Origin of the sequence: Aureimonas sp. ME7, assembly GCF_903970965.1 — a bacterium.
In the GTDB taxonomy this organism is placed as follows: domain Bacteria; phylum Pseudomonadota; class Alphaproteobacteria; order Rhizobiales; family Rhizobiaceae; genus Aureimonas.
In genome coordinates this window covers 215,575-232,199 of record NZ_CAJCKW010000006.1, presented here as the reverse complement: position 1 = coordinate 232,199, position 16,625 = coordinate 215,575, and the positions used below count along the sequence as shown (strand labels likewise).

14 protein-coding genes and 1 pseudogene are annotated in these 16,625 nt (G+C 65.9%); all 15 read right to left on the bottom strand.

The window, feature by feature from the left end:
* Positions 1-98: 98 nt before the first annotated feature.
* The gene (locus H7A85_RS12700; RefSeq protein ID WP_182086298.1) at positions 99-788 is read right to left on the bottom strand and encodes an RraA family protein; all 690 of its coding nucleotides are present in this window, start codon (positions 786-788) and stop codon (positions 99-101) included.
* Between the two features lie 21 nt (positions 789-809).
* Positions 810-1,820, bottom strand: a complete 1,011-nt coding sequence (locus H7A85_RS12695; protein ID WP_182086297.1) for a hydroxyacid dehydrogenase — start codon at positions 1,818-1,820, stop codon at positions 810-812.
* On the bottom strand, positions 1,820-2,686 hold the full coding sequence (locus H7A85_RS12690; RefSeq protein WP_182086296.1) for a CoA ester lyase: 867 nt from the start codon (positions 2,684-2,686) through the stop codon (positions 1,820-1,822). Before H7A85_RS12690 ends, H7A85_RS12695 begins: the two co-directional genes overlap by 1 nt.
* Positions 2,683-3,900, bottom strand: coding sequence for a CoA transferase (locus H7A85_RS12685; protein WP_244631173.1), 1,218 nt, complete (start codon positions 3,898-3,900; stop codon positions 2,683-2,685). The genes H7A85_RS12690 and H7A85_RS12685 overlap by 4 nt, the downstream gene beginning before the upstream one ends.
* 11 nt (positions 3,901-3,911) lie before the next feature.
* Positions 3,912-4,988 carry an ABC transporter ATP-binding protein gene (locus tag H7A85_RS12680; protein ID WP_182086295.1) on the bottom strand — a complete coding sequence of 359 codons (1,077 nt, stop codon included), beginning with the start codon at positions 4,986-4,988 and terminating at the stop codon, positions 3,912-3,914.
* Positions 4,981-6,699 carry an iron ABC transporter permease gene (locus H7A85_RS12675; protein ID WP_182086294.1) on the bottom strand — a complete coding sequence of 573 codons (1,719 nt, stop codon included), beginning with the start codon at positions 6,697-6,699 and terminating at the stop codon, positions 4,981-4,983. Before H7A85_RS12675 ends, H7A85_RS12680 begins: the two co-directional genes overlap by 8 nt.
* 68 nt (positions 6,700-6,767) lie before the next feature.
* Positions 6,768-7,874 (bottom strand): extracellular solute-binding protein, encoded by a 1,107-nt coding sequence (locus tag H7A85_RS12670; RefSeq protein WP_182086293.1) that lies wholly within the window; start codon positions 7,872-7,874, stop codon positions 6,768-6,770.
* 3 nt (positions 7,875-7,877) lie between these two features.
* Positions 7,878-8,717 (bottom strand): IclR family transcriptional regulator C-terminal domain-containing protein, encoded by an 840-nt coding sequence (locus tag H7A85_RS12665; protein WP_210270252.1) that lies wholly within the window; start codon positions 8,715-8,717, stop codon positions 7,878-7,880.
* 414 nt (positions 8,718-9,131) lie between these two features.
* Positions 9,132-10,234, bottom strand: a pseudogene (locus H7A85_RS12660) (IS3 family transposase).
* Between the two features lie 154 nt (positions 10,235-10,388).
* Positions 10,389-11,408, bottom strand: coding sequence for an ABC transporter permease (locus tag H7A85_RS12655; RefSeq protein ID WP_182086292.1), 1,020 nt, complete (start codon positions 11,406-11,408; stop codon positions 10,389-10,391).
* A gap of 28 nt (positions 11,409-11,436) precedes the next feature.
* Entirely contained in the window at positions 11,437-12,966 is a 1,530-nt protein-coding gene (locus H7A85_RS12650) for a sugar ABC transporter ATP-binding protein (RefSeq protein WP_182086291.1), read from the bottom strand.
* Positions 12,967-13,036: 70 nt separating this feature from the next.
* The gene (locus H7A85_RS12645) at positions 13,037-14,110 is read right to left on the bottom strand and encodes a substrate-binding domain-containing protein (protein ID WP_244631172.1); all 1,074 of its coding nucleotides are present in this window, start codon (positions 14,108-14,110) and stop codon (positions 13,037-13,039) included.
* Between the two features lie 193 nt (positions 14,111-14,303).
* Complete coding sequence (gene rpiA, locus H7A85_RS12640; protein ID WP_182086289.1) at positions 14,304-15,011, bottom strand: ribose 5-phosphate isomerase A; 708 nt, start codon at positions 15,009-15,011, stop codon at positions 14,304-14,306.
* A 78-nt stretch (positions 15,012-15,089) separates the two neighbouring features.
* A complete protein-coding gene (locus H7A85_RS12635; RefSeq protein WP_244631171.1) occupies positions 15,090-15,938 on the bottom strand; it encodes a MurR/RpiR family transcriptional regulator in 849 nt (282 codons plus the stop codon).
* On the bottom strand, positions 15,926-16,621 hold the full coding sequence (locus H7A85_RS12630; protein ID WP_182086288.1) for an HAD-IA family hydrolase: 696 nt from the start codon (positions 16,619-16,621) through the stop codon (positions 15,926-15,928). Before H7A85_RS12630 ends, H7A85_RS12635 begins: the two co-directional genes overlap by 13 nt.
* Between the last annotated feature and the right edge of the window lie 4 nt (positions 16,622-16,625).

Below are 16,625 nucleotides of genomic sequence, written 5' to 3'. Positions count from 1 at the left end.
TTATATCCAGTCCCCCGGATAAAGCCTGAATCAAACGGCACGCTTCAAATCAATGGGTCCTGACCCTTAAATCTGAGGAGCGGACGCGGCCAGCGATCTCATAGGACGTGCGCATCTTCGTACGTGCAACCAGCCGCTTCCAACGCCTTGTCCACCCAGGAGCGGTCCACGGTGCGGGCTTCCGTCTCCGCCATCTGACGCGTTTCCGCCGCATGCTTGTGGTGGGCTGCGGCGATGACGGTCGCGGCATCCGTTCGTGCGATGGCCACCACGCCATCCCCGTCGCCAAGCATCAGGTCCCCTGACATGACGGTCATGCCCTCGAACGAGATGGGATAGCCGATTTCACCGGGACCGGTGCGATAGGGGCCGCGATGCGTGATGCCGAGCGCAAAGACCGGGAGGTTGCGCGCCTGGAACGCCTCGGCGTCGCGGATCGCGCCGTAGAGCACGAAGCCGGCGACGCCGCGTCCGATCGCGTGAGCCAGCATCAGTTCGCCCATCAGCGAGTTCGTGCAGTCACCTCCGGCATCCACCACGATCACATCGCCGGCTTCTGCCATGTCGATCGCCTTGTGAAGCATGAGATTGTCGCCGGGCCGTGTGCGCACGGTGAGGGCCGGGCCGGCCAGGACGCCGTCCCGGTGCATCGGGCGAAGCTGCGGGCCTCCGGCCGCGATGCGCGACATGCAGTCGCTGACATTGGCGACCGGAAGGGTTCGTGCGTCGGCGACGATCGCCGAGGCGATGCGGGTCCAAGTCCGGTTGATTCGGAAGCCTACGGGCATGCGTTCGGTCCTCGAATGATGTCAGGCAGCGAAGGCGTCGGGCGAGGACAGGCTGGCCGCATCGGGCGCCTTGCCGTCGAGGACGTCGATGATGTGTCGGGCGGCGATCTCGGCCATGGCTCGGGCGGACCCGGCCGTGACGCCGCCGATATGCGGGGTTGCGACGAGGTTCGGCAGGTCCCAGAGCGGGCTGTCGGGGGCGGGAGGCTCGCTCGCGAAGCTGTCGAGCGCAGCCCCGGCGATGCGGCGCTCGACGAGCGCCTCGGCCAGCGCCGCCTCGTCCACGATGCCGCCGCGCGCCGTGTTGACGAGGAACGCCGTCGGCTTCATCCGGGCAAGGCGAGGGGCGTCGATGAGATGGCGCGTCGCCTGCGTCAAAGGGCAGTGGAGGCTGACGATATCGGCCGACGCGAGAAGATCGTCGAGACGGTCGGCGCGCGTATGGCCCGCCGCCTCGATCGCGCCCGGCGCGGCCATCGGGTCGTGGACCGTGACCTCCATACCGAGCGCCTCGGCGAGGCGTCCGGTCTCGCGGCCGATCGCTCCGAAGCCGACGAGGCCGATCACCGAGCCGGCGATGTCGCGCCCGGTAAAGGTCGGCTTCGGCCATTCGCCGCGCTTCACGGCCGGATCGAGCCAGGTGACTTCCTTGAGGAGCGTCAGCGCCAGTGCGATCGTGTGCTCGGCAACGGCGAGCGAGTTGCTGTTGAGGGAGCGCAGGACCGGAATGCCGCGCCGCGCCGCGCTGGCGACATCGATGTTGTCGATGCCGACGCCGTGCTTGACGATGAGCTTGAGCTTGGGCGACGCGCCGATGACGAGGTCGTTGACCTTGCCCTGCCGGACCATGATCGCATCGACCGCCAACTCGCACGCGCGTTCGGCCACAATCTCCGGCGCGTCGTAAGGCGGCGAGAAGAACACGTCGATGTCGTTGCGGTTGAGAAGCTCGACGGCCGAGGGGGCGATCGAATTGTGGGTGACGAGGACGCGGCGCGCGCGCGTGCCCTCTGGATGCGATGCGTCGGGCATCATGCACTCCGCGCTGGGGTTGGTATGTTCGTCTCGCGTGCCAGGGTCATCTCGGCGCGGCGGACGATCGGCGCGTCGACGAAGCGTCCATCCACCTTGTAGGCACCGAGGCCCTCGCGCCGGGCCGCCGCATCGGCCGCCACGACCTTGCGCGCGAAGGCCAGCTCGGCCTCGCTCGGCGAGAAGGCGTCGTTGAGGACGGGCACGACGCTGGGATGGATGCAGCTCGCGCCGTCGAAGCCGAACTGCCGGGCTTCGCGGGCAGCCGCAACCATCGCGTCCCGGTCGGCATAGTCCGCCACCGTGCGAAGAAGGCCGAAGGATAGTACGCCGGCCGCCTTGGCCGCCATATGGATGAGCAGCTTGGGCAGGCGCAGCACGTCGGGCACCGGCTCGGCGCCCATGGCCGTCGCGATGTCTTCGGCGCCGGCGCTCAGCGCCAGGACGCGCGGCCCTCTCGCGATCGCGCGCGCATCGAAGACAGCACCGGGATCCTCGATCAGCGGCACGAAGTCGAGCGGGCGCCGCCCGAGTGCCGCCTCGATCGGCGCGAGATGAGCGGCAAGGTCCGAGAGAAGGTCGGCGTCGGCGACCTTCGGGACGTAGAGCCCGTCCGCACCTGCCCGGCAGGCGGCCTCGGCGTCCGGCTTGAGGAGGGACGGCTCGTTGTTGATGCGTACGAAAACGAGCGCACCGCCACGGCGCACTGCGTCGACCGTTGCCGCCAGCGCCTCGCGCGCCTCCGTCTTGCGCTCGGCCACCACCGCATCCTCGAGATCGACGATGATGGCATCGGCGCCGCGTTCGTGCGCTTTGGCGATGAAGCGATCGCTCGTACCGGGAACGTAGAGGAGGGAGCGGATCACGACGAACTCCTCCGGGCTTGCGGCTCGGCGGCGCGCTCGAGGCCGATCTCGGCGAGGATCTCGTCCGTATGCTCGCCCAGCCGAGGGGCCGGGCGACGCCAGCCGCCGGGCGTGCCCGACATCCGAGGCAGGATGTTGTGCATGGGGAGGGAGCCGTTGTCGGCATCCTCCACTTCGACGATCACGCCGCGCTCGGCGAAATGCGGATCGGCGGCGATGTCGGCGATGTCGTAGACCGGCCCGACGGTCGCGCCCGCTTCGCGCATGATACGCAGCGCTTCGTCGCGCGTGTGGCGCGTGAACCAGGCGCCCACCGCCTCATCCACCAACGCTCGGTTTCGCACGCGCTCGACATTGGTGGCAAAACGCGGGTCGGTCTTCATCTCGGGCCGGCCGATGATGTCGAAGATGCGCATGGCGACGACCTGCATCGAGCCCGACAGCGCCACGTATTTTCCATCGGAGCAGAGGTAGACGTTGCGCGGCGAGACCGTGTTCGATGCCGAGCCGGTGCGCTGCTTCACCTTGCCGGTGACGCGGTGGATCGCCGCCTCCGGGCCGAGAACGGCATACATCGGCTCCAGGAGCGACAGGTCGATCACCTGGCCACGCGACTGACCTTTCTCTCGTGCGAGAAGCGCCATGGTCACGGCCTGTGCCCCATAGACGCCGGAGATCATGTCGGCGAGAGCGAGAGGCGGCAGCACGGGCTCGCGGTCCGGAAAGCCGGTGCGCGTGGCAAAGCCGCTCATCGCCTCGACGAGCGTCCCGAAGCCGGGATATTGCGCATAAGGGCCGGTCTGGCCGAAGCCCGAGATGCGCACCACGATGAGGTCCGGATTCGCTTCCAGAAGCCGCTCGGGCGCGAGTCCCATCGTTTCCAGCGTGCCCGGTCGGAAGTTCTCGATGAAGACGTCGGCGGTGCGCAGAAGCGCGCGCAGCGCCTCCATGCCCTCCGCTTGGCGCAGATCGAGCAGGATCGAGCGCTTGTTGCGCCCGTAGGTCTTCCAGTGGAGCGACTGGCCGTCGTCGGTCCAGTCCCGCAAGGGATCGCCCGAGGCGGACTCGATCTTGATCACGTCGGCACCGAAGTCGGCGAGCTGTACGGACAGCATGTTGCCCGCGACGAGGCGGGACAGGTCGAGCACGCGGACGCCCGCCAATGGGCCGCCCGCATCCGCATCGAAGCGGACGACGTCTTGGGGTTTCATCATGCCGTCGCTCCTCAGCTCGCGTCCGGCCCGGCCGCGAAGATCGCGGCCGCTTCCGGCGGGATGCGAACGAACGCGGTCCCGCTCTCGACGGGGCGAGTGGTCTGGATGCGGAAGCGCGAACCGCCGCCCGAGACCTCGTACTGATAGACGGAGCCGAGATAGGTGCCCTGCGCGATCTCGACGCGAATGGCGTTCTCTCCCGGTCCGTCGACGAGCTCGATCCGCTCGGGCCGCACGGCGACGACCAGCCCGCCGTCCGCAGACGGGCGGCCCGCCGGGACGGAGAGTTCGGTGCCGTCACCGAGGCGGATCCGTGCGCGGCCTCCGGCCTCGCCGATCATGCTGCCGGTCAGGAAGTTGGACGAGCCGATGAAGTCGGCCACGAAGGCGTCGGCGGGGTTCTCGTAGATCTCCTTCGGCGTGCCGAGCTGGCGCAGGTGGCCCATGCTCATGACTGCAATGCGGTCGGAGACCGCCAGCGCCTCGGCCTGGTCGTGCGTGACGTAGATGGTCGTGACGTTGAGGCGCTCCTGGAGCTCGCGCAGCCAGACGCGGGCGCGCTCGCGCAGCTTGGCGTCGAGGTTCGATAGAGGCTCGTCGAGGAGCAGGAGGCGCGGCCGGTAGACCAGCGCGCGGGCGAGCGCCACGCGCTGCTGCTGGCCGCCCGATAGTTCGAACGGGTAGCGCTCCGCATAGGGCATCATCTCCACGAGCGAGAGCGCCTCGCGGATGCGCTCGTCGCGCTCCGCGCGGCCGAGCTTGCGCAGCTTGAGAGGAAAGGCGAGATTCTCGGCCACCGTCTTGTGAGGCCACAGTGCGTAGGACTGGAACACGAGGCCGATGTCGCGTCGCTCCGGCGGTACGGAGATGCCCCTGCCGCCGTCGAAGAGCACGGTGTCGCCGATGCGGATCGTGCCCGACGTCGCGTGGTTGAGCCCGGCGATCGAAAACAGCGTCGTCGACTTGCCGCAGCCGGAGGGGCCGAGGAAGGTCAGGAATTCGCCCTTGCCCACAGTCAGCGAGATGTCATTGACGGCGGTGACGCCGCCGTAGCGGATGGTGAGGTGATCGAGGACGAGGTCAGCCATAGATCTTGGCTCCGAAAACGCGGCGCGCGAGGATGACGAAGAGGGCGGTGATCACGACCTGGATCGTGGCGAGGGCCGCCACCGGTCCGTTGTCCCCTTGCGCGCTCAGTTGCAGCATGGTGGAGCCGATGATCTCGGACCCCGGCTGGTAGAGGAACACGGCGGTCACGTATTCCTTGAAGAAGTGGATGAAGAGCAGCGCGAAGCAGGAGAAGAGTGCGGGTTTGAGGATCGGCAGGATGATCCGCGTGACCGTGGTCCACCAGTCGGCGCCGGAGATGCGCGCGCCCCTGTCCAACTCGTCGCCGATCTGCGAGAGGGCGGGCGCGATGGCGCCGAAGCCGACCGGGATGTAACGCAGGATGAACGCGATGATCAGGATGACGATCGTGCCGCGGATCACGTCGAGCCCCGGGATCCAGACCACGGCGTAGAAGAAGCCAAGGCCCGCGATGATGCCGGGCAGCGAGCGCGGGAAGAGCGCGACGTACTCTAGAGGCCGTGCGAAGCGGAACTCCGAACGCCGGGCGACAAGCGCGACGACGGCGATGAAGAACGTGCCGATGACGCCGCCGATCAGGGCGATCAGCACCGAGTTGACGATCGAGCGGACATAGGTGTCCGAAGCGAAGACGGTCTCGTAGTTGGCGGTTGAGAGGAGCTTCCAGAACGGGATGAGCGGCGTGAGGAAGCTGACGCCCGAGCGCATCACCAGCCCCGCGAAGACCGCCACGATGGTGAAGAGGACATAGGTCCCGACCAGTGCGAAGGCGATCCAGCGCCAGGGGCCGAGATCGAGCGTCGAGGCCCGGCTCGCCTTGCCGCGCACGGTGACGAAGCGCCCGGAGCCCTTCATCAGGAAGCCCTGGAGCCAGACGAGGCCGGCCACCACGAGAAGCAGGATCAGGGCGGCGGCGCCGACGATGCCGTAGTCGGGCCGCACCGCGGCGTTGATGCCGACATTGTAGAGGAAGGTGGTCACCGTGTTGATGCCGCTCGGCGCCCCGAAGAGAAGCGGGATCGCCAGCATCTCGACGCCGATCACGAAGTTCAGCACCGCCGAGTAGATCATGGCGGGGCGCATCATCGGCACGGTGACCGAGAAGAGCGCGCGGAACGGCCCGGCTCCGGCGGAGCGGGCGGCGTCCTCGAGCTGCGCGTCGGCCTTGGTCACGGCGCCCAGGCACATGAGATAGGCCAACGGCGCCTGGCTGAGGCCGGCGACGATGCCCATCCCGGTGAGCGAATACAGGTTCCAAGGGATGAAGCCGAACCACGAGCGCACGGCGAGCGAGACGTAGCCCGAGGGGCCGTACATGGTCAGCCAGCCGAAGGCGATCACCAAGTTGGAGACGAAAAGCGGCCAGATCAGGATCTCGCCGATCCACTTGCGCCCGGGCAGGTTGGTGCGACCGATCACGACGGCCATCACGGAGCCGAAAATCTGCGCCACCACCATGGTCAGCACCGCGAAGTAGAGCGTGTTGCCAAAGATGGTAAGGATCGCGGGGTCGCCGAACAGGCGCGCGAAATTCGTCAGCGTCCATTCGGTGTCGGGCGCGTAGAGCGGCTTGTCGAGGAAGGCCTGCGCGATGATGGGGGCGATCGGGCCGACCACGAGAAGGGTCGTCACCAGGGCGACGCCCCAGAAGATCAGGCGCGAGCGGTCGAGGCCGGGCGTCTCGGCCCGGTCCAGCGCGGTCGTTGTCATGGCTAGGATCCGCTGATCGAGGATGTGGGGGCGCGGCGTTCGTCGGCCGCGCCCGGCGGGTCGGGCGATCAGCGCCCGGCCATCGCGGCGTTCCACTTTTCGACGAAGGCAGGCGCCTCGTCGATCAGGCCCTTGTCGAAGCCGGCGACGATGAGCTTGTCCTGGCCGACCTCCTTGGCGATCCCCTGGAAGGTGTAGCGCACCTCTTTTTCGTCGACGTCGTCGCGGTAGGGCGTCAGGCCTCCCTTGCCGATCAGGGTCTGGCCCGCGTTGCTGAGGGCGTAGTCGACGAAGAGCTTGGCCGAGTTCGGATTGACCGCGCCCTTGGGAATGCCCATGCCGCGCAGCATCATGATCGTGCCGTCGTCGGGGAAGGCGAACCCGAGGAGTTCGCCGCCCGGCTGTTCCAGGCGCGGGAAGATGGTGATGCCCGAGACCGCGATGCCGGTGACGTATTCGCCGGTCGCGATCTTCTCGTTCATCGGGCCGCCGGAGACCTCGCCCCGGATCATCGGTCCGATGGAGGCGAGCTGCTTCCAGCCGTCGTCGCCCTTGACCTTCATGTAGTTCCACCACGCCGCGAGCCCGAACGAGTTGCGGGCGGCGTCATAGGTGGTGATCTTGCCGTCGAACGTGCCCTTGTCGGCGAGCGCGTCCTCGACCAGCGAGGCGAAGCCCGTCGGGCGCTGGTCCTCGCTCAGGAGCGCGGCGTTGTAGGTGATGACCAGCGGATCGGCCGAGAGAACCGCGACGCCCGGGTAGGGCTTGGCGAAGTCCGGCAGCTTGGACAACTCCGGGCTGTCGTAGGGCATCATCTTGCCGTCGATGCCGTAGGAAGCCCAGCGGTCGTTGGCGCCCGATATGAGGATGTCGGCCGTCCGCGAGCCCGAGCCGGCTTCCGCTTCCCAGCGCGAATGCACGGTGCCCGATCCGAGGTCGAGCGTCTCGACCTTGATCCAGGGATAGGCGGCGCGGAAGCCCTCGAGGATCGGTCCCCAGTTGTTATCCGCCATGTTGGAATAGATCACGAGGCCGTTCTCGCCGCGCGAGCCGTCGATCACGGCCTGATAGTCGGCGGGGTAGCCTTCAGGCACTTTGGCATCCTGCGCGTTGGCTACGCCCGTCGATATGATGGCGGCGCCGAGCGCCCATGCGGCCAGCTTGATCTTGGTCATGTTTCAACTTCCTCCCTTGGATGCTGGTTTGGTCCGGCTTCGCCGCGCGAGGTCCTCCGAAACCTTTTGTGCCGTGCGGATGGCGATGTCGGTGAGTTCGGCGACATGAGCGACGATGCGCTCGCGCGGCCCCGATAGGTTGATGGCGGCGACGATGCTCCCGTTCGCATCGCGGATCGGTGAGGCAACGCCTGCCGCACCCTCGACGACACCCTTGAGATTGACGGCGCAGCCAGTCTCACGGGCTTTGGCAATCGTCGCGATTATTTCCGCCCGCGCTTCGTGCGTTGGCACGGCGACGTCGAGATAGGCACGGAGCGACGCTTCGTCTAAGCCGGACAGGATCGCCAGACCGCTCGCCACCTGATGGGCCTGCCGTAGATGCGTAATGTCGCGATCGTAGCGGATCTCCCGGGCGGGCAGCCTTTTGGTGAGATAGCGGATCTGAGTATCCTGCATCACGGCCACGAAGCCCGTCTCGTTCGAAGCCTCCACCGCCTCACGCAAGGGAGCCTCGCTGAGACGTAGAAGCGTGCCCCAGGCTTCCGTGTCCGAGCGGACCTCTCCAGGAAGGCGAACCAGCGAGTAGGTTCCTTTCTTCGACCGCTCGACGTAGCCGCGTTCGGTCAGCAATCGCAGGAGAAGCAGGCCGCTGCTCTTGGGCATGTCGAGCGCAAGCGTGGCTTCGGTCAGCGAAACACCTTCCGAGCGAGCGGACAACCATTCCAGCAGATCGAGGATTCGCTCCGCACCACGCCCACTCAAAACCTGCCCCCAAATATGTTCATCATTTTGAACTCGTTTATTATCATGAAAAATGACGATGTTCGAATGGGATGTCAAGTTGTCTGACTTCAGCCATGCCAGTGTTTTCGATGACGGGCGTGTGATCCGGATCGAGGACAACCGAGTGGTGCTCGAACGTCCGCTATTCTTCACAGCGTCGCGCTTTCCCAACGACAACCCCGACCGAAGCCGACGTAACTTCGACTTGGCGAACATGCCGCGACCCGCTCTAACGCGTTGGAAAGGTGAGTCAGTCTCGTGCAAAATCAGAAGTTGACGGCGGGTCCAACCACCGTCGGATGACCCGCGTTCACTGTGGCAATGGGGATAGCTCGGCTCTAACTGTTGGAGCTGGAAGATCCGATACGTGCGGGTTGCGCGACCGCTTCGGTGGCCTGCCCCCGTTAGGTGGCCCGGTTCAAATCTAATACATGGCGGGCTTTGGTCCTGACCCGGACTTTGGCCCATGTGTCATGAGAGTTCTCGGGCTCTTCTGAGTTGATCTGCGAACTCGGCCGGGGTCAAGTTTTTCAGGCTCGTGTGCGGACGGTGGTGGTTGTAGTCCTCTTGCCACGCGTCGATCCGGGACCGGGCATCGGCCATGGACAAGAACCAGGAGGCGTTCAGGCATTCGCTGCGTAGGCGGGCGTTGAAGGCTTCGATGAGGGCATTGTCCGTCGGCTTTCCCGGCCTCGAGAAGTCCAACTCGACCTTGTTCAGGTAGGCCCATTGATCGAGCATCCGACCGGCGAACTCCGGGCCGTTGTCCACCCGAATGCTCGCCGGCCTGCCGCGAAGGGCAATGAGCCGGTCGAACTCCTCGGCGACCTGATACGCCCGGAAGTTCGTCCTCGCACAGGTCGCAAGAGCTTCTCTCGTATGGCAGTCCAGGATCGTCAGGATCCGGAACGGCCGATCGTCGAACAGCCGGTCCGATACGAAGTCCATCGACCAGACCTCGTTGGCATGCTCCGCCGTGGCCCGACCCACCCGGTACCGCGAGGACCGGCGGCGCTTCGGGCTTCGCGTGCGGATCGACAGCCCTTCCTCGCTGTAGAGCCGGTACACGCGCTTGTGGTTGACGACCCGCCCCTCCCGCTGGAGCAGGACGTGTAGGCGCCTATACCCGTAGCGAACCCGGCTCGCGGCCAAGTCCTTCAACCGCATGCGCAGCGCCGGAGCAGGATCGCGGCGTGACTTGTAGCGATGGGGCGCCCGTCCAAAGCCGCTGGCCTTGGCAGGCCCGGCGCTCCGACATGGCGAACGCCGCCTGGAAGTGCCGGACCACCTCGCGGCGCCGGACGGGCTTCACCACTTTTTTGCAGGGCATCCTGCAGCATCGTCTTGTCCAGGCTGAGATCCGCGACCAGCCGCTTCAGCTTGGCGTTCTCCTCCTCGAGCTGCTTCAGGCGCCGGATCTCCGATACGCCCATCCCGGCATAGACCTTCTTCCACCGATAGAACGTCGCCTCGGCGACCCCCATCTTGCGGCAAATCTCGCCAACCAGCGTGCCGTTCTCCGCCTGCCGCAGGGCAAAGGCAATCTGCTCGTTCGTGAACCGTTTCTTGGGCATCGGCTCTCTCCTCTCGCCGAGAAATCGTGCCCGAAAATTCTCACATAGTCCGGACCAGTTTCACGGGTCAGGACCACATCCCGTGATGCCCCTATCTTCGATGCGCCTCGCGAGCCGCCATTGATCCGCCTCGAGAGACCCGGCGAGGAGGCGGTCAGCTGAAGTAGCGCACGCGCAGTGCGTCGATCGCGACCGCGATGAAGATCATGAAGCCGCCGATCATGCCGACATAGAACGAGGGCACGTTGACGATGGCAAGGCCGACCTGGATCACGGTAAGGAGCAGAACGCCGCCGAGAACGCCGACCACGTTGCCGCGTCCGCCGAAGACGCTGACCCCGCCGATGATGGGGGCGGCAATCGCATAAAGGAGATAGCTCGACCCCTGGTTGGAGGTGATCGCCATCTGCCAGGACGCCAGCAGGAAGCCGGCGACGCCCGCCAGGAAGCCGGCGATCGTATAGGTCGCGATCTTGATCCGATCGACGCGTATGCCGGCGGAGTTGGAGGCCACCGCGTTGCCGCCCACCGCATAGATGCTGCGCCCAAGGATCGTCCGCGTGAGGAGAATTCCCATGGCGAGAAGCGCGATCACAAAGATGAGCGGCATGATCGGCCAGCCGCCCACCGCCGCCTGCCCGATCCAGATATAGCCGTCCGCCATGTTGGTGATGGTACGCCCCTGCGTCAGGGCAAGGAGCGCGCCTTCCAGGATGATCATCATGGCGAGCGTCTCGATCAGCGAGACCATGCGCAGCTTGGTGATGCAGAGGCCGTTGAAGAACCCGATCAACGTCGCAACGCCGACGCCTGCCAGCATGGCGACGAACCAAGGCAGCTCGAGGTTGGAATAGGCCAGCGCCCCGATGGCCGACGAGAAGCCGAGATTGGCCGGCAGCGACAGGTCGATCTCGGCCACGAGGAGCGGCAGGGACACGGCAAGGCCGATCATCCCGAGAACGGTCGCTTGGACCATGATGTTCTGCAGGTTGAACAGGGTGAAGAAGTAGGGATTGAAGACGCCGAAGAGAACGACGAGTGCGATCAGCCAGATCCAGACCACGTTGTGCAGGATCCAGCCGGTGGCGGAGCGACCGGCGGGCTTGGGCGCTGCCGGCGGCGGCGTGGCGGCGGAGGCTGGCGAAGAGGAAAGGCTGATGGACGGGGGGGTCATGGCGTATCCTGTGGATGCTGCGGGTTCTTCAGCCTTCGGCGAGACCACGCAGCCTTTCGTTCGTGATCTCGGCGCCGGCGAACTCGTCGGCGATGCGGCCCTTGTCGAATACGCAGACCCGGTCGGCGATGCGAACCATCTCGTCCGTGTCGGTGGACACGACGATCACCGAAACACCGTCCTGCGTCAGGTCGTCGATGATGCGCAGGACGTCCTGCTTCACGCCGACGTCGATGCCGCGCGTCGGCTCGTCGAGAATGAGGAGGCGGGGTCGGGTCGCCAGCACGCGACCGAGGCCCACCTTCTGCTGGTTGCCGCCGCTCAACGTATCGACTGCGGCATCCGGCCCAGCGGCCTTGATGCCCATGGCCGAGAAATAGCGTGCCGAAAGCCCCACTTCCGCGCCGCGTCGGAAAAAGCCGAGCTTCGAGACGCCCGGCAGGGAGGAAAGCGACAGGTTGGCCGCGATCGACATGCCCCCGACCGAGCCGTCGCGGCGCCGGTCGTCCGACAGAAAGGCGATCCCCCGGTCGAAGGCCTCGCGGGGATTGCGCGGTAGCGGGCGGGGCGACGTGTCGCCATCGGCAAGGGCGATCGTGCCGGAGCGGGCGGGCAGGAGGCCGAAGATGACGCGCGCCAACTCCTTGGCACCTGCGCCCGGTAGGCCCGTGAAGCCAAGGATCTCGCCCGGACGGATGCGCAGTTCGGGAACGTCGAGGGTCCCGGCGCGGATGTCGCGCAGATGCAGGGCGGGAGCCTCGAGCGGAAAAGTGCGGCGCTCGCGTTGGAACAGCGCGAGGTCGCGGCCGAGCACGAGCTCGGAGAGCTTTTCCGACGTCAGCGATCGAACGTCCTCCGTACCGCCCGCAAGCCGTCCGTCGCGCAAGACCGAGCAGGCGTCGCAGATTTCAAGGATCTCGTCGTTATAGTGCGAGATGAAGATGAAGGTGACGCCCTCGCTCTTCAACTGGCGCATGAAGTCGAAGAGCTGCGCACGGTCTTCGACGTTGAGAGCGGCGGTGGGCTCGTCAAGGATAATAATCTTGCCGCCACTGAACATGGCGCGCAGGATGTTGAGCTTGCGCCGCGCCACCGCGTCGAGCCGACCGGCCAGCGCTTGGCCATCGATGCCCGATCCTTCCAGCATGCGCGCGGCGTCAAGACGTAGCCGCTTCCAGGCGACGAAGCCGAAACGCCGCGGCCAGATACCGAGCATCAGGTTTTCCGCCGCGCTCATATGATCGACGATCATCGGCTCCTGCGTGACCAGGAAGATGCCGGCCTTCTCCATCGCCTTCACGTCGGCGTGCTCGACGGGGGTCTCGTCGAGATAGATGGTGCCGCCCGTGGGCGTGCGCTGGCCGGAGATCAGGCCCACCAAGGTGGACTTGCCCGCGCCGTTCTCGCCGAGAAGCCCATGGATCGTGCCGCGGCGGATGGCGACCGAAACGTCGGAAAGGGCAAGGACGCCGCCATAGCGCTTCTCGAGCTTGTCCGTGCGCAGGACGATCGGACCGGGCCTGAGCGGCGCATGTTCGGCCGGTTGGATCGTCGTCATGGAAGCCTCCTCATCGGGCGGATCGGGCGCGGGCGAGCTTCAGCTTCCCGCGCCCCGTCAGGGCGATGGATCAGGAATAGGGGATGCCCCATTCCTTTTCGGAAATTGCGCCCCAGTGGCGCTTGTCGTCGGCATTCGAGGCTTCGATCACGAAGGGAGGGATGATCAGGGTAGGCCCGGTCGCACCCGCCACGATCTCGCCCTTCTCCCAGAAGTACTTCTTGTTCTCATACGTGCCGAGCGGCACGGCCTCGCCGGGAATGGCATGCTTCTGCAGCATCTCGACCGCGATCTCGCCGTAGGCGATCGGGTCCTGCGAGACGCAGGCATCCATGAACCCTTCCTGGATCCATTTGAGCGCGATCGGCTCGCCGTCGATGTTGACGAAGATGACGTGGCCTTCCTCGCCGACCTTCTTCCAGCGACCGCGCTGCTGGAGGGCGGTGACGATGCCGCGCGAGGGCGAGTCGCTGGGGGCATGGACGGCGTCGAGGTCGGGGAACTCGGACAGGGTGGAGAGCGTCACCGCCAGCATCTGGTCCAGCGCGCCTTCGGTCGGGCGGGCGAGATACTTGATGTCGGGATACTTGGCGAACTCCTCGTCCATGCCTTCCTTGCGCTGGCGCCAGGCGACGCTCTGGAGCGCGCCGAAGCAGTTCAGCACCGTGCCCTTGGGGCTGCCGTACTTGGCCGTCAGGCGCTTGACGATCTCCTGCGCCGCCATCACGCCGCCGAGCTTGTTGTCGAAGGACACGGTGATCGCCACGTCGCCGCCGTCGGCCGGCGTGTCGATGATGGCGACGGGAACCTTGCGGGCGTTGTAGCGGCGGATGGCGCTGACGATCGCCTGGCTGTCGATGGGGTCGGACACGATGGCGCTCGGCTGGCTGAGCATGAGGCTCTGCCATTGCTCGAGCTGGCGCGTGTTGTCGAAGCTGGCATTGGTGGCTTGGAAGCGCCACTGCTGCGCTTCCACGGCGCGCTTCACGGCCTCTTCTTGAATGACGAAGAAATAGTAGTCGAGGCTTTTGTTGCTGTAGGGCACGAAGCCGGAGCCTTGCGCGAAGGCACGGCCTCCCAGCATGGCGGTGGCGCCAAGGGCGGCGCCCGCTTGCAGGACCTGACGACGATTGATCTGTGACATGGGGCTCATGGTCTCCTCCCAGAGATGTTGATGTAGGATTACTAGCTGTTTTGGCGAGCCGTCAAGGGATCCCCGCTCGGTTCGACCCAATCGGTGCAGATCAGCCGTGAAAACGGGCGAATGTCGCAGAATTCCCGGCTAGCTGCTTGGATAGCGATTGGTACTCGAACGAGAAAATATTGCTTTACTAGGTCTATCGAAGGAGGACATCCGAGCTGCCGTCGAGCCGACCGACGACCATGCCGGCCGACTCGCGCGTGAAGAGGCCGTTCTCGACAACGCCTGGGATTCGGTTCAGCGCGGTTTCCAAGGGGCCGGGGTCGGAAAGAACCGGACCGCAGCGGCAGTCCAGGATGAAGTGACCGCTGTCGGTGATCACCGGCTGTCCATCGCGCATGCGCCGCTCGATCGCCGCGCCTTCGATGCCGTGCTCGACAAGCGTCCCCTCCACCATGCGTCGGGTCTGCTTCCAGGCGAATTGAACGACCTCGACAGGCAGGGGAAAGGCACCCAGCCGATCGACGATCTTCGTCTCGTCGCAGATCGTGATCATGCGCTTGGACGCATGGGCGACGATCTTCTCCCAAAGGAGGCATGCGCCGCCGCCTTTGATCATGTTGAACTGCCGGTCGATCTCGTCCGGCCCGTCGATCGTCAGGTCGAGCTCGCCGATCTCGTTCGGGTCGGTGAGCGCGATGCCCGCTTCGCGCGCGACCTCGTTGGTGGCGCGCGAAGTGGTGGTGCACGTCAGGCGCATGCCGCCCGCCACGTGCCGGCCGAGTTCGCGCACGAAGAAGTGCGAGGTGGTGCCCGAGCCGAGGCCGAGCTTCATCCCGTCCCTGACGAACTCCTCGATGACGCGTCGTCCCGCGACCTTCTTCGCTTCGTCCTGCGTGCTCATGCGGATACTCCCTGCAAGCTTGTTGTGTCGCGCGTCGCCGTTGCTGGCGCGGGTTTCGAAGGTCCTATGCGGGGACTTTCAGATCTTTTCGGTCTGCCAGGAATCGAGCGCCGGCAGTTGATCGGGAAACTCGCTGCCGCCGATCATCGCGATCGAAGTGACGAGCATGTTGACCACCAGGTGATGGTTGAGCCGCGAGGCGAGCGGCGTCAGGAGCTCGGTCCTGTCATAGGGCACGACGGCCACCAGGGCGTCGGTAACGGATGCGAGCGGGCTGTCGGCGGCCGTCACGGAGACGACCCGGGCGCCCCCGGCGCGAACCGCCGTCGCGATATCAACCATCTGCCTGGTATGTCCGGATTGCGAGAAGATCAGCGCCACCTCGCCGGGCCGCGAGGTTTCAGCGTGGAGCCACTGCTTCTTGCGCCCGATCAGCGCTTCGCAGCGAATGCCGAGGCGTTGGAACTTGTGCTCGGCGTCGAGTGCGGTGATCTCCGAGATGCCCGAAGCGTAGATGCCGATCCAGGTCGCCCCCTGCAGCACTTTGGCCGCCTCCTCGATCTGCGGCGGCTCGAGATCCTCCAGCGCGCGCTGGATGGCGTTCAGGGAATTGCGCGCCGTCTTGCGCACGATGTTGGCGATGGAATCGCCGGGGATGATCTGCTCGTATGCGAAGGGCGCGGACGGCACCAGACTTTGCGCTAGGAACAGCTTGAAATCGCCGTAGCCTTCGAAGCCGAAACGGCGGCAGAAGCGCATGATCGTCGGATCGCTGACCGAGCATCGCTGCGACAAGGAGGCCATGCTCATGTGAATGACGCTGCCGGGGTCCGTGGCGACGAAATCGGCCACGCGCCGCTCCGCGGCGCCCATCGCGTCGCGTTCGGTGACGATGCGCTGGAGAAGGCTTCCGGTCATCGCGCCCATGCGGACCTGAACTCGGCGGCGGGCCGAAGCGCCAGGAGATCGGCGAGCCGTTCCAGCCGAAAGCCCGGCTCCACCTGGAGGAGCGACCCGCCGCCCCAGGGCACGGCATGGAAGGGGATGCCGGCGCTCGCGGCCGTCGCCTGGTCCACCGCCGTATCGCCGACATAGGCGACATGGTTCCGGTCAGCGCCCATTAGTTCGCACACGGCCAGAAGATGAGCCGGATCGGGTTTGCAGGCGGGCGCCGCATCGGCCCCGACGACGGCCTCGAACAAGGACGCGATGCCCAGAAGATCGAGCACCTTCAGCGTCAGGGCGTGCGGCTTGTTGGTGCAAAGGCCGAGGCTGAAACCCGAGCGGTGGAGCCGTCGCAGGTCCTCCTCGACATGCGGGTAGAAACGGGTATGGCGCGTGGGGTTTCGCTCGTAGTTGGCGATATAGGTCGAAACCGCTTCGTCCACCGTGGCGTTGTCGTGCGGCAGGCCGGTCGATTTCAGAAGATCCAGAAGAAGCCGGCGCGGTCCGTTGCCGATGAAGCCTTCCACGAAGGCGGGGTCCTGCGCCGGCCAGCCCCGGGAGGCGAGATACTCGTTGACGGCAGCCGCGATGTCGTGGGCGCTGTCGATCAGCGTTCCGTCGAGATCGAAGATCAGAACGTGGGGATGGGGAGCGGTTGAGGGCATCGGC